The sequence below is a fragment of the Candidatus Obscuribacterales bacterium genome, assembly GCA_019744775.1.
Taxonomy (GTDB): domain Bacteria; phylum Cyanobacteriota; class Vampirovibrionia; order Obscuribacterales; family Obscuribacteraceae; genus SBAT01.
Window position 1 is genome coordinate 528,138 of the sequence record JAIETZ010000002.1, and the last position, 14,294, is coordinate 542,431.

At 47.3% G+C, this 14,294-nt stretch carries 12 protein-coding genes; 4 read left to right on the forward strand and 8 right to left on the reverse strand.

The annotated features are described in order from the left end of the window. The first annotated feature begins 58 nt into the window (after nucleotides 1–58). The gene (locus K2Y22_05765; GenBank protein ID MBX9877947.1) at nucleotides 59–2,785 is read left to right on the forward strand and encodes a hypothetical protein; all 2,727 of its coding nucleotides are present in this window, start codon (nucleotides 59–61) and stop codon (nucleotides 2,783–2,785) included. Continuing rightward, a complete protein-coding gene (locus tag K2Y22_05770) occupies nucleotides 2,782–5,043 on the forward strand; it encodes a hypothetical protein (protein ID MBX9877948.1) in 2,262 nt (753 codons plus the stop codon). The genes K2Y22_05765 and K2Y22_05770 overlap by 4 nt, the downstream gene beginning before the upstream one ends. Nucleotide 5,044: 1 nt before the next feature. Here the strand turns inward: K2Y22_05770 and K2Y22_05775 are convergent, their stop codons facing one another. The 8 genes from K2Y22_05775 to K2Y22_05810 form a co-directional block, all read right to left on the reverse strand. Beyond that, nucleotides 5,045–5,392 (reverse strand): DUF192 domain-containing protein, encoded by a 348-nt coding sequence (locus tag K2Y22_05775; GenBank protein ID MBX9877949.1) that lies wholly within the window; start codon nucleotides 5,390–5,392, stop codon nucleotides 5,045–5,047. A 12-nt stretch (nucleotides 5,393–5,404) separates the two neighbouring features. Next, nucleotides 5,405–6,334 (reverse strand): type II secretion system F family protein, encoded by a 930-nt coding sequence (locus K2Y22_05780; GenBank protein ID MBX9877950.1) that lies wholly within the window; start codon nucleotides 6,332–6,334, stop codon nucleotides 5,405–5,407. A 7-nt stretch (nucleotides 6,335–6,341) separates the two neighbouring features. Then, the gene (locus K2Y22_05785) at nucleotides 6,342–7,280 is read right to left on the reverse strand and encodes a type II secretion system F family protein (GenBank protein MBX9877951.1); all 939 of its coding nucleotides are present in this window, start codon (nucleotides 7,278–7,280) and stop codon (nucleotides 6,342–6,344) included. Between the two features lie 31 nt (nucleotides 7,281–7,311). Beyond that, on the reverse strand, nucleotides 7,312–8,883 hold the full coding sequence (locus K2Y22_05790; GenBank protein ID MBX9877952.1) for a CpaF family protein: 1,572 nt from the start codon (nucleotides 8,881–8,883) through the stop codon (nucleotides 7,312–7,314). A 17-nt stretch (nucleotides 8,884–8,900) separates the two neighbouring features. Then, a complete protein-coding gene (locus K2Y22_05795; GenBank protein ID MBX9877953.1) occupies nucleotides 8,901–10,082 on the reverse strand; it encodes an AAA family ATPase in 1,182 nt (393 codons plus the stop codon). An 81-nt stretch (nucleotides 10,083–10,163) separates the two neighbouring features. Beyond that, complete coding sequence (cpaB, locus tag K2Y22_05800) at nucleotides 10,164–11,081, reverse strand: Flp pilus assembly protein CpaB (GenBank protein ID MBX9877954.1); 918 nt, start codon at nucleotides 11,079–11,081, stop codon at nucleotides 10,164–10,166. A gap of 348 nt (nucleotides 11,082–11,429) precedes the next feature. Continuing rightward, a complete protein-coding gene (locus tag K2Y22_05805; protein MBX9877955.1) occupies nucleotides 11,430–11,618 on the reverse strand; it encodes a hypothetical protein in 189 nt (62 codons plus the stop codon). A gap of 118 nt (nucleotides 11,619–11,736) precedes the next feature. Next, nucleotides 11,737–11,919 (reverse strand): hypothetical protein, encoded by a 183-nt coding sequence (locus tag K2Y22_05810; protein MBX9877956.1) that lies wholly within the window; start codon nucleotides 11,917–11,919, stop codon nucleotides 11,737–11,739. Nucleotides 11,920–12,239: 320 nt separating this feature from the next. Here K2Y22_05810 and K2Y22_05815 point away from each other — a divergent pair, with 320 nt between their 5' ends. Both K2Y22_05815 and K2Y22_05820 read left to right on the forward strand, forming a co-directional pair. Then, nucleotides 12,240–13,202 (forward strand): terpene cyclase/mutase family protein, encoded by a 963-nt coding sequence (locus tag K2Y22_05815; GenBank protein ID MBX9877957.1) that lies wholly within the window; start codon nucleotides 12,240–12,242, stop codon nucleotides 13,200–13,202. Next, the gene (locus K2Y22_05820) at nucleotides 13,199–14,245 is read left to right on the forward strand and encodes a DUF362 domain-containing protein (protein ID MBX9877958.1); all 1,047 of its coding nucleotides are present in this window, start codon (nucleotides 13,199–13,201) and stop codon (nucleotides 14,243–14,245) included. Before K2Y22_05815 ends, K2Y22_05820 begins: the two co-directional genes overlap by 4 nt. Nucleotides 14,246–14,294 lie beyond the last annotated feature (49 nt).

Genomic DNA, 14,294 nt, shown 5'->3' on the forward strand with positions numbered 1-14,294 from the left:
GCCTATAAGAAAGCTTTCAAATAGATTACAAGTAGTACTTGGTAAAATACTGCCAATTATGTTCTCCGGGCAACAGTACAAGACGCCACGCGCCGATCAAGCGGCCGGTCAAGTCACATCCAAGCCTCCGGCAAAGCCGACAGGTTATTTCAATTCGCCTGCTATCTGGGTGACTATCTACGTTCTGGCATTAACCATTCGCTTCTGGTTCAACTTTGATGCACCTCATATGAACGCCTATGGCGCCTGCGACGCATCCGAATATTTACGCAATGCCATTGTCTTGCACTCACTCAAAGATCTTCCCGCTTCTTTCTGGCAGGACGCATTTGCCTGCCTCACGGGACAAGCAAATGAAGCCACGCAACATTCAGTGCAAACAACGCTAAGTTACTTGAACGAACTAAAAATATCCAGTCCCGTCTTCCCTACATTTCTAATTGCCGGTTTCTTGTTAACAGGCACAGAGTTTGATACCAGCAACTGGATGCTGATGTTGGGACTGCAGTCTTTTATTAGCGCATTCACAGCTGTGCTAATTGCTCACACAGCCTATTTAGTTTGGAATCGCAAAGTTGGTTATGCCGCCGGCATTTTAACCGCCATCTATCCAGGATTCATCATCAACAGCGGACGTCTTTATTCCGAAACATTCGCCGTATTTCTCATGAGCCTTTTGGTTTGGCTTGTCGTTAAGGATTTCATGGCAGCCAATAAAGAAACCCCGCAAAACAAATTCGGCTGGGTAGTTTCACAATTACTCAAAGGCTTTACTGCCATTTGTTTGCAATTGACTCGCTCAATAATGGTTGCGATGACTGCCGCACTTGTGCCGATTACAGTACTCACTTATTGGCACAATAAATCCAAAGCGAAAATAATTACGTCTATTGCTTTAATGACAATCGGCTATCTAGCTGTGGCAATGCCCTGGATTGCCTTGCAAAAAGTAGCCTTTGGCACGAGCACACTACTTGTAGATAGAGTTGGGCACTACAACTTCTTCGTCGGCAACAATGCAGAAACTCAAGGTTGGCTTTCGGTACCTTATCCTGACGGACGCGGCATCGAGAACAGAAGTCTTCTCACCTTGTGGCAAGCAGAAGTGAAGAAAAGCCCATCTGCCTGGATGCGGCTAATGCAAGACAAACTGCCTCGCCTGCTTAAGTTCCCCTGGAACGATTTTAGAACTCCAATCGGGCTTCTAGGCGTCTGCCAACAAATAACCATTCACCAAATGATTCTCTTGCTGGGAGTTGTAGGGATTGCACTCAGCCTTTTCGGCAATGTGTTGCAGAGATCGAATAGATCTCAACTGTTTTGCCGACTGATGATCTTCTCCATCGCTGCTTTCCAACTCGTCTATTGCTTCTTCATTACCGTGCCGCGCTATAACATAGGCATCATGCCCTTCATTATCATGTTTGCAGCAGCAGGCATAATTAGCCTTTGGCGCATGGTCAAAAACGGGCGTTCAAACAAAACAGCTATCGCCGTTGTAGCGATAGCAACAGCGCTCTTTTCTATTAGCCGCTTAGACTCTGCTTCTTTGTTAGTTCCGCAACTGATCGTCTTGTTGTCTAAAGCAATCGTGCTATTGGCACTGGCGGTGGCATTATGGCAAGCAAGTAATTATCTTGATGGCAACAAAAAGAAAACAAGAATACTAATTCTTGCATTGCTTGCGCTTGTCTTTGTACCGTTCGCCATGCCGGTTAGAGCACATGGGCGCGCTAACGAGTGGCAACAAACAATAAGCAATAATTCAATCACGCAAACAATTGCCCTAAGTGATCAGCAGTTGTCGCGCGCACGACAAAAGAATTCGTATCTATTAATAGACGCTGAAAGTCAGACTGCACTAGCCAATGATGTTGTAGTTACCGTGAACGGACAACAACTTTCAGGACCTTTTATCCCGAGCCTTTCTTTCGCCAATGATCTAAGCCACGTGGTCCCTATAAGCAAAGGCGCGGTTGCCTTTGAGCAGGAATACATTTTTGATTGTCTGACACAAGATGCCGCCACATCAAATGCCGACTTACGTCAATGGTATCTTTTGCCGATTCCAAAAGAAGCGCTAAGCTCAAATACACTCATTAGGGTTACGGCAAAAGAGAAGCCCTTCACTGTTTTCGGCACAAGCTCCAGTGAGAAGAACCTGATTATTCCTAGCTTAACGCGCTACTCGTGGGAAAAATCTTTTTACGGTGTGGAAAACACACATGGACTAACAGACACCCGTTATGACCAGAGAGTAAAATTGGAAAAGCCGACAGGTAAAGTACCGAATGTTTTCGTCCTTGCTGACGATACGGAAAGTCCAACCGACAAACTGGTCACGATTGTTTCTGCTACAAGTGACAATAACGAATGTGCTTTAGACCTGCCGGAATACGATAATGAGGAGACCTGGCTTATTCGCCTGACTGGTCAAGCACGTGGCGAAAATGCCTTAGCCGGCACCAAACTTTCAATAACCTGCCGGGACAATAAAAAGCAAACTGAATACCAATCACCATGGTGCCAAAAGTCCATTGCCACTGACACACCTTGGCGCAACTTCGATTGTGCATTTCCTCTTAAGCCTTCAACATTACCCGGCACGGCGCTCAATCTGAGAGCACAGTTTTTGCCTGTAAGTGAACTCTCCAATCACAGGAACAACCACAAGCAAGCATTGCCGCCTGCGGCAGTGCGCAATCTAAAAGTTGAAGTCATGCATTTACCGGCAGTACCATTTACCGGCAACTATCAGCTTTACCTTGGGCAGGGCCAAAAATGACGACGCAAGAACTTCTTAAACCAAAGACAATGCCTATCTCTAACAAACCGCAGAGCAAACTTATTGATGTGCTCTGCCTTGTCGCCTTGCTTACTCTTGTAGCACTTACTTTTGGACGCACACTCGAGAGCTTTTTCATCGCTGACGATTTTGGCGAAGTGAGCTATGTGCACAAGATATTCAATGGCGAGCCTAATTTATTTTGGTCAAACTTTACGGGCAACTATATGCAGATACCATCCATGGCTGTCTGGCGTCCGTGGCTTTTAGCCACACTTGTTTTTGACTACGCCATCTGGAAAGCCAATGCATTTGGTTATTACCTAACCAACATCCTATATTACGCCGGCAACTCAATTCTTCTATATGCGCTCTTGCGAAAGCTGACCAAGTCTTTTGCGACCTGGCGCAGTCAGGCTATAAGCTTTTTCACTGCAGCACTTTTCACTGTCAGCCCGCTCCATTGTGAAAGTGTCACGTGGGTAGTTGGGCGCGTAGACATAGCTTGCTGCTTCTACTATCTCTTGAGCTTCTATTTGCTTTTGAACAACGGCAAATGGCAAAAGCTAACTACAACAATAGCTACAATTTCCTTCTGGCTTGCCCTCTGGACCAAAGAAATGGCGATTGGTTTACCCGTGATGATAACGGCCGCCAGCTTCCTTCTTGCAGACGATCAACTAAAGCCAATAGCCAGACTTAAGCAGGCCGTTTTGAAAGCATCACCTTTATGGCTTTCTACGCTTATCTACTTCCCACTGCGTTACGCCTTCCTCGGCACTTTAACCGGAGGCTACACAGGTTCAATTGGCGCGTCACAATTTGCCGGACTCATTAAACGCTGGCTTGATCCCGATACACTTCATCGAATTGCCTACCCGCTGAATTACACGCTCTTTCAAGACCAAAGCATTTACGGGCCCATTTTATTTGCGGTGTATTTAATTGCCGGTGCAATTGCCGTGACTCGTTTGTTCAATCGTGAATTGTCACTCAAGTGGTTGGCTTTCTTACTTCTCTGGACAGCCACCTGCGCAGCCCCTATTTATCAACTCTGGGGCTTAGGCTATGACCTAGAAGGCAGCCGCTTCTATTACTTCTTGACCATGCCTCTAAGCTTCGCTTTGCCACTATTGCTCTTTTTGCCTTCAGCATCGACTTCCGGCAGCACGAGAAAATGGCCAATTGCTCTTTCCGTTGCAAACCTTACCTTGCTGGTTTTTGCCTATGGCAAAATCGCCTATGCCACCAATATGACATGGGTGCATGCCGGCAAAGAAGCAAAAGCGGTATTTAATGAAAGCAAAACATTGGCTCAAACTTCGAATAAACAATTCATCGTCCTGGCATTGCCCAAGCGCAATAGCGCCGCGCACATAATCTTAAACGGCGAAACATTCCGCCTCATGCTCAAGCCGCCTTTCACAACGAGCAATATCGGCAATCGATTCAATACATTTGAACCTATTCTTTTCGGACCGGCAGAATTCATAAACACATCTCGGTTCAAAGATACGCTTGCTGCGGCAAAGCCACTTGTCTGGGACAGAACCGACAAGCACTTCAAACAATTGCAACTGAATGTGTCCTCCTCTGCAAAACCCTTGCCGCTGCCTACATCGCAGACAGCTCAAAGCAATTACAATTTTTCGGATTTGAACATCAATCCGCTAGCTTATGATTTCCTTGCATTTGATATCCAGACAAATAATCCCCAAGAAATTAGAGCAACCTGGAATACCAATTCCCCATTTAAAGGCGAGGCATCGATCACAACCGTCTCCGGACAACAGACTGTCTACATTCCATTATCACGCCATTGGCGCTGGTTTACCGAAACAAAAGTGAGCGATGTAAATCTAACTCTGCCCGAAGCTCAAAAACTTTCCACTGTGCGTTTGCTGCCGGCATCAGCCGTCGCTCCACAATTAAAGCTTCTTGGACAAACCGACAATACAGGCGTGCACAATTGCAATTCTGCCGACAGACTAGACTTTGTCCTCACACGGCCAAGCCAATTCAATCAAAATCAAGTCACAATTCAAATAGGTAAGGCGGACTTCTTTTTCGAAAACTTTCTCCCACAGGAACAGTCAACAGTTGTAGGTAAGAGCCTACCGTTGTCCACCAAAGAGAACTCCTTTACACTGGATAAGTCCAATTTCGACAAGCCTGGCTTCTATCAAATCCGCGCGGTAATGGCAAGCAAGGATAGCTTCGTTACATCCGATGCGATAACAATTCAACGCCTGCCGTAGCCTAGTTCTCCAGTTCCACTAAATCACCAATCTCCGTCTTCGAAGAAGTAATTGTTCCAGCAGGCAGTTCAATACAACCTTTGGCTGATTTAAAAAATGGCGAAAGAGCAAATGGCTTAACCGACTCTGCCAGACCAACAACGACATTGTCCTTGTCGATGAACACACAGTCGATTGCATAGACCATGCCCATCATATGAATAGCCTGGCAGGGAGTAATGTACAGTCCATGTCCCTGCGACAGGCTTGCCGTGAACAAAAGTCCTTTTAAGCGCAACAGGAAGTTGTCGGCAATGCGAAGCTTATCGGCCAGCATCGTACTTCTTGTGCGATTGAATGCCTTAGCCACAGCCAGCACGCCTTATTTGGCGCCACCCATGAATGGTCCCATTGCCGACATGATTGTGATGATGGCTGGTCCAAGTAGTGGACAGAGAATAAGTGGCATAACAAAGACTACAATGACAGGCACCATTTTTACAGGCACTTTGGCTGCTTCTTCTTCCTTCTTACGCTTCAAGCGATCACGCAGGGCTTCGGCTTGCTGTCTTAATGGGTAACTTATGTCAGAACCTTTCGCTTCAGCGGCAATAAGTGAGCTGACAATACCGTTTATTTCTTCACTGCCGCAACGATTAGCCATGTCCTGCAAAGCGTTGGTGGTTGCCTTGGCGAAGATTTTTACGTCATTCATCATCTGCTGCAATTCAGACGCTAATACAGGGCAGCTATCGGCAGACTCTTTAGCAACCTTTTCAATACACATGAGCAAACCAAGACCGGCTTGCGCACAGACAATCAAAAGATCAACGACTGTTGGGAGTTCGCGTAAGATTTCCGCCTTGCGCTTTTTCACTCGACCAATGAGCGTAAAGTTCGGGAAAATCCAGGCCATTGGTGCGGCAATAAGCGCCACAAAAATAAGTCCTGGGTTGGTTGTAGCCATCAGGAGTAAAAAGCCTGATACGACAATTACACAGAGAGTTTTGCAGCCAATGAAAATTGCCAGGTGTTCAGGAGTTCTGTAATTGGCTTCAATAAGGTTTTGAATGCTGCTTTTATCGGCAAGCGCAGGCAACATGCTCAAGACAAGTTCACCGAGTGTTTTACACAAAAGAAGGATTTGGCTGTCCTTAGGAGCCTCGGGAGCGGAGCTGCCGGTCTTTTCCTTAAGAGGTTTCGTGCGCAAATAGTAGTCGTGCGTGTATTGAGTGATGACCGGACGCAAAATTATATACGCCGTCAGGATGACGATTATCGGAATGAAGATAGCTATAGCAAATGTCGTCATGCTATCCCTATACCTCGAACGTCGTCAGTTTCATGAGTATCCAGAAGCCGATAAGCTCCCAACAAATCATGCCACCCATAACAATTCTCGCCCAGAAATTATTGAAGAAGCCTGTCAGATAGGCAGGGCTTATCGCATAAATCAAACCGGTGATCACAAATGGCAGACTGCCAATAAAAAGCGCCGTCATTTTTCCTTGTGCGGTCAAGCTGTTTAAGTAGTCGCGCAATTTGAATCTTTCACGAATAGCTTCTGAGATAGTCGCCACAACATCAGCTAAGTTGCCCCCTACGTCCTGGCTGATAAAAATAGCCTGGGTGAGAAGACGAAAGTCCGGCGTACGGATACGACCGCACATCTCGTTTAAAACATCTCGGAAAGACTTGCCTAATTGCAGTGATACCAGCGCGCGTTTAAATTCACCGCGAATTGGCTCAGGCGCCGTATCGGAAAGTGTCTTGAACACTTCCAAAATTGGCGAGCCTGATTTTAGCGAGCTAACCATAGTTTCAAGCACAGGCGGCAATTGCTCGGTGAGTTTCTTCTGCCGTTGCGAGACTTTTAGTTTAAGGAATTGGACGAAGCCTACAGCACCGGCTGCTGCTCCGAAAATTGCACCGACAATGGCAAACTCGGGACCGACCGTGAGTGCTCCAGCACCTAACAGCACGGCACCACCAACGCCCCACATTATCCATTGTGTGCGCATTTCCTGATAGCGAGCTTCAAGTCCGGCAAGGGCTAATATTTGGCCCAAGTAGTCTTGTTGTTGCTCCAAGAATATATTGCCGTCTTGTGAAGACAGCGGCTCATTCTCGAGCAACTTGCGTTGATGCTTGGATAAGCGGTATCGCTCGGCTTCGTGCTCACGACGCATGTAGGCATAAACCATGAGCCCGGCCATGAGTACGACAAGCAGAACAAGCGCGCCTATAAAGGTAGTCATTTAGCCTGTCCTTTCCTTGCTAACGCTCAGATTACCGCAACCATTCGAGTTTGAACGGTACAGCTTCTTGTTCCAACTGCTCGAGGAACTTCGGCGGCAATCCGGAACCAACGTGTTTACATTTGAAGAATCCGCGAGCATCACGACCTTCACGCTCAAGGTGAAAGAGTGTGTTAATAGCAATAACATCACCTTCCATACCTGTTATCTCAGCTACTTCAGTTACTCGACGCGTACCATCTTCCAAACGGCGAATCTGCACGATCATTTGCAGAGCGCCTGATACCAGTTCGCGCACCGCTTTAGCCGGCATATCAACGCCGCCCATCATGACCATGTTCTCCAGACGTTTTGTACAGTCACGCGGTGAGTTCGCGTGGATTGTGGTCATGGATCCACCGTGACCGGTGTTCATGGCTTGCAACATGTCGAACGCCTCTTCACCACGGCACTCCCCGAGGATTATTCGGTCAGGACGCATACGGAGAGCGTTGATAACAAGCATGCGCTGTGTTATTTGACCTTTGCCTTCCACGTTGGGCGGGCGAGTTTCCATGCGCACCCAGTGGTCGTGCTGTAAGCGCAATTCAGCCGCGTCCTCAATCGTAATGATGCGTTCGCGGTGACCGATGTGCGCAGACAAAGCATTCAGCAAAGTTGTTTTACCGGAACCTGTACCACCGGAGATGATTGTGTTGATTCTTCCTTTAACGGTAGCTTTCAGCACTTCAGCCATCTGCACGGACATGGCGCCTTTTTCCACCAGCTGACCCAGCGACATAATTGTGGTGCCAAAACAACGAATTGTTAGTGTCGGACCGTCGATGGATACCGGAGGAATGGTGGCATTAACACGAGAACCGTTAGGCAAACGTGCATCCACCATTGGCGAAGAATCATCGAGACGTCTTCCCAGAGGCTGAATGATCTTGTCGATCGTTTGTCTCAAGTGACGCTCATTCTCAAATACAATTGGAGTTTTTTCCAACTTACCGTGACGTTCTACATATACCGAAAATGGTCCATTGACGCAGATATCACCTACGCCCGGATCTCTCAGTAGTGGACCAAGAGGTCCAAAACCAAAGACTTCGTCCAAGACGTTCTGCAGCAAATTGCCCTTTTCCATCATTGTCAATGGAGCAGGATCTGAATTGACCATTTCTCTAATGCGGTTACGCACTTGAGCTTGCGTGTCTTCACTAATTTGCGTCAAACGAGAAGTATCAAGTTCACGTCTCAGTTGATCAATGATGACCTTTTCGCGTTCTCTGATTAGGGCTTGGTTAGCGCTGACTTTAGCATCACCAACCGGAGCAGCTTCTTGAATTTGTCCAGTGTAATCAGCTTCGGGACGATCGATGCGCTCGATATCAGCTCGTGTCGGCTGCTGGCTGACGCCACTACCAGCGGCACCACCTGCAACCCCACTACCTGCCTGTCCGGATGCTACGCCTGTTCCGCCACCAGGAGCAGCGGGAGCGCCACCTTGTTGCGCGGTCGAAGCCAACTCACCGGAAGCCTGACGTTGCCTTACCAGTTGTCCCATTAAAGAGGACGCTGGACGGGCCGGCAAATTTTCATCTTTTTTCTCTTCAGACATTTAAGTCACCACCTTAGTTACTTGCGCTTGGCAAAAATGCCCGGCAATTTGAAGCCGGCTGCTTTGTCACCTTCAGCAGTAAGCAACAGCTTTTCTGCTCCGGCAAAGCGCCGTGCAATAGTATCCATAGCTTTACCAAGAGCTGTGTGTCCGGGTGCAATTTGCCCCTGGTTGTTAACCCACTTAGCAGTTTTGGCATCGCTCGGAATTTCGGCAAAAACAGGATAGTTCAAGTTAGCTCTACACTCACTTAGTACATCGTGAGGCAACCATTCCGCACGGTTGATAACGAGCAACAATTTTTCCTGATTGTAGTGCGCCTTGAATGTATCAAGACACTTACGAGCATTCAAAATCGCCGACCAATTGTATTCGGTCAGCACGATTACGTGATCAGCGAAGTCAAGGCTGGCAATTGCTCTTTCATCCAGCAAGTTTTTCGGCAAATCAACAACAACATACTTGAATTCGCTCTTGGCAGTATTCAGTATTTCTTGAATCTGAGCAGCATAGATATCACCAATGTCTTCCAGTTCCGGGGGTGCTGCCAGAATCGACAACTTATCATCGTACTTGGTCATCAAGTTGCGCAGATAAGTAGCATCGAAGTTAGTATGCGAAAAATCGATTGTGCTTAAACTGAATGACGGCTCAAGATTCAGATAATGTGCGACCATACCAAATTGCAAGTCGAGGTCGACAATAGCTGTTTCGCCATGTTTAGACAGATAACCTGCAAGGTTTGTCGTAATAGTTGTTGCGCCGATGCCACCTGTTGGGCTGAAGACAGCTATTACTTTACCTTGAGCGACTGATACTGATTCAGACTGGTGCTTCAGCATAATGCTCTGGACAGCTGCCGGCAGGTCAGTACGCCAGCGCTCGGCATCCAAAAAGTCCGAAGCCCCAAGTCGATACGCGGTGCGAATCAACTCAGGGTCTGGAACTTCGTAGCTCACGAAGAAGTAGAGCTGCGGGTAGGCTTCTCTCAGTTCGGCTAATAAGGACAGACCACGTACAGGAGCTGGGGAAAGCTCAATCCAGACAAGCTTGGGGTGCAAGCTGGCTATCTGTTCACGTGCCATTCCGCCGGCGACCGTCCCAATTAGGGCCAGGTTGTTTTGGCTATGGATAAGATCCTCAATGGTTTGACGCTTATCCAGACCGGCATCACAAACGAGCAGGGTGGTCAGTTTCATATGAGTTTTAGCCTCCTAGGCACCGCAGATACAAGAGTTCTTATCTATTTGTACCCAGGCAGGCATATATCCTCACAAACCTTAATTTCTCGGAACGGAGATGACCTCCTTCTTGCTGCCACTCCAGGACTCGATTTCATGTTCAGCCGGGGCCAAGGTCGAACCACCCATATCGCCACCCATTGGAGGAGGCGGTGCAAGCGGCGCCGGCGGCGGCGGCAAGGATGCCATATCGGAATGATCCATTGGCTTTTCAAACATTGATGTAACGTCAACAACCGCTACAGGGGTATGGTCTTTGTCGTTTCTCAGAGTCAGATAAAGCTTACCGGCCATTACAGCTTTGATTAGTTTCGCGGCATCAGCTGGTGGTACTTCAACAGTCACGGAGTTAGCTTGAATTGCTCCAGCCGAACTCGAGCGCTGATAAGTGGTACCAACTGCGATGACTTTCACATCCGACAATATCGGATTAGCTTTTGTCTCACGACCGGAGCCAACCGAGCCGATAATATCAACGTGACTATCAGGACCAACAAATCCGGACACTCCGGAGTTGCTATCGATAGCGAATGTTACCGCACGCATGCCGGCTTTGATTTTGGATTCAAATCCGACTGATATTCCTTCTGGTACCAGATCGTGTGAACCAACTATTTGACCGGCCGGAATTGTTGCTTTTGCAATTCTGCCGACTGCCAAACTTTGCGATGTTAAAGCATCGATTGGTGCGCGACCCGATTCAACTTCTTTTTCTTCTAAACCATCAGAAGCAATTGTTGCTCCCTCCGGGATGTCCTTGGTGGCAAAAACCACCATGACTTTTTGTTCGTACTTAGCCTTTAAGGCCGCTTCCTGTTCTTTTGCTTTCTTCTCGGACTCGCCTAACTGACCCATAACCATCATGGTGACAACAACTGCCAAACCAAGGATGATTATCAGCATTACAGCCGGATGCATCCGCGAAAGACTTAGAAATAACGCACGTAATGGATTCATTACGGTTCCCCCTTCAGAGCCGAGAAAGATTAACCATTTACTATTAACGCATATTAATGCCGCAAGGACAATGTTTTTTTCACTGGACTTTATCCCTTGATGACCGAATAACTGATCACAAGCAACAGCGAGAACGAAGCGTTGCGGGTAGCGAAATAGCGACGAAGGCGCTATGGAGCGGACTTGTGAGAATCAAATGCGGAGTGGAGCGTGGCATGGCAGCTGCCTAGCGAAGGCGAAACGAAGTGCAGCCGGAGCGTTACATATATAAAATTCAACGCTGTCCCATGAAGATTGGCTCCAATACTGACTATTTATCAGACTGGAATTGTCCTTCGAGCAACTTTTTTACGTCGAAACTGCGTTCAACTGAGTGGCCATTTCGTTATAGGCCTTGTTGATTGCTTGCTGCAAGGCGGTGCTTTGTGTAAACGCCACGGCAATGAGCAGGGCCACAAAGGCCAATATGGCGCCGTACTCAGTAATGCCTTGGCCGGACTCGTCGTAAATAAACTGGTTTGCAATCTTCATATTCATAGTACCCCTTGCTCGCATCTAAGCAGAGGGGAGGGTAAAAATTTACCCTCCCCTTCAAAAATTGGCTCTTGTACTGACTGTTTATCAGACGAGCCGCAATTTGTTTTATCAGCTTGCTCTATGTGCTGATAGCGTTGAGCTGAGTAACTACAGCTGTAAATGCTTTGTTGATAGCGCCGTTGAGAGCACTCTGTTGAGTAAAGAGCATGGCGATTAGCAACGCAACGAAGGCCAAGATCGCACCATATTCTGTAATGCCTTGTCCGGACTCATCGTTGATAAATTGGTTCATTGTATTCATAGTAAACCTCCTGATAGCACCTACAGCAGTTCATCTAGAAGCGTATGCTTTTAGACGAGCGTGTGCTCGTGAGCTCTGTGGTGCTAGCAATAAAAATAGTTAGTTAACCTAGTAAAAAAATCAAAAGTCGAATTTGCTAGCTATGTTGGGCATGGGTAACGGATTTAGCTTTTCACCTCCAGATTTACCCAGTAGTCTACATCAGGATAATGCCCAGTCTAGTCTTATAAGTAACGGGTACCCGGCTTTATTAATGTTAAGCTACCAATGTTCAGTGCTAACGAAAACCCGGAATCAAGCCAGGGGCATAACTTACCAACATGCTTACCTCGAACACCAATGCCGCGAGCCTTAAACGGGCGGAATCTTTTTTACTAAAACACCGGCAGCCTTATTGGCCGTACAGACCCGGTGGCGACGCTTCATTAGAATCCACCGCTTGGTGTGCAATTGCCCTCCGCTCCCACAAGGAAATTGCTGAGCAAACCTGGCAATACTTTCAAAAGTGCCAATTAGCCGATGGTGGTTGGGCAACCGGTATAAATGATAAGCAGTCTGATTGGACATCCAATTTGGTGGTTCTATCCCTCAAGCTAATGGCTGAAAAGATGGAACTCGATAGCCGGAAGCAGGCTTTTCTACATAGCGGCTATGAATACCTAATTAATAGTCGCCGGCAAGCCTATATTGAATTCCTGCGTTGGATTTTTTGGCTGCTCAAACTGCCATCCAATTTTCCAGCCGGGCGTGGATGGCCATTCTTACCGGGTACGGTTATGTTGGTTGAGCCGACGACGTATGCGCTGATGGCAATCAAAAGCACAAAGCGAACAAATGAAGAACCTCTAAAGTCGGTAATTTCTTTGGCCGAAGAATATCTTTATAGTAGGTATTGCAAACGTGGTGGTTGGAATTACGGAGAAAATGTCCGCCTAACTGAACAACTTCCTGCTTATGCGGTCACTACCGCACAGGCAGTTATTGCATTGCAAGACAGACCAGATGATGAGCGCGTAAAGACCGGTCTAAATTTTCTAACGCAAACCTCCAAGGAAAACAATACGACCATGGCACTTGCTTGGGCGGCGCTGGCTCGCAATTGCTTTGGTCACGACGCAAAAGAAGAGTTGCAAATGCTTGCCCAGCATCAAAATGGCGACGGATCATTTGGTGGCAGCATTTACCTTACAGCAATTGCTGCCTGTGCTTTGCAGATAGAAGAAGAAAATCCATTGAAGTTCCCCATGCCGGTAAAGCTCGATATCAAGCTGCCAAACAAATGAAAAAAGACGATTCAAAACGAGTTTCGCGAAGAAAATTCCTGCAAGCCGGCATTGCAGCTTCTACCCTGTCCGGCTGCACAAGTAATGAACCACCAAAAGATCCGGAACCAAATGCTGAGCAAATTTCCAGACGTAGAGTCGACCCTTCGACGGTAGCTATAATTCCATGTCCATCCTATGAACATGATCCGCTGCCTGAATTGAAAAAATATGCCGGTGAACTCGGACTCCCGGATCTCAAAAACAAGAGTGTCCTGTTGAAGCCTAATATGGTGGAATACAGAGACGGCAAACCATTAACGACAGAGCCTGCCATTATCAAAGTTGCCGTTGAGCTTTTAAGTTTTCTAGGCGCGAAGAAAGTTGTAGTTGCCGACGGACCGGCAGAATTTCGCGATACAGAATATCTCTTGAAAGCGACAGGCATTGGCCCTATGTGCGCCAAACTGGGAGTGCCATTTGTCGATCTAAATATGGATTCCCTGGTGAGTGTCGATAATACACATGGATTCACACCAATCAAAACATTCTTGATGCCCAAGTCTGTCATGGAAGCAGATTGTGTTGTCAGTTTGCCAAAGCTAAAAACGCATCAATGGGCAGGGATGACTTGCTCAATGAAGAATCTATTTGGCACCGTGCCGGGACGCAAGTACGGCTGGCCGAAAAATATTTTGCATACGACAGGTGTTGACATTTGCATCATGGATATTATTCATATGGTGAAGCCTAGATTTGCCCTTGTGGATGCCGTCGTGTCCATGGAGGGCAACGGCCCATTAAGCGGTTACGCCAAGGAAACTGGCTTTATCGTCGCGGGCTCAGACGTCGCGGCGGTGGATGCAACGTGCGCAAGAACAATGGAATTCGATCCGCAGAAGATGCTCTACATGCGTCTGGCAAACAAAATAGTCGGCAATACAAATATAGAGAGCATCAAGATTCTTGGTGCACCAATTCAACAAGTTGCACAGAAGTTTGTAATGGCTGACACTTGGAAATCAGGCAAATTCAGCTTAACCGGTCTCGGCGAAGGGACTTAATTTAGCGCTCCGGAAGAGCCCGACGAGACATTTAGTCTCGTCTCCTTGC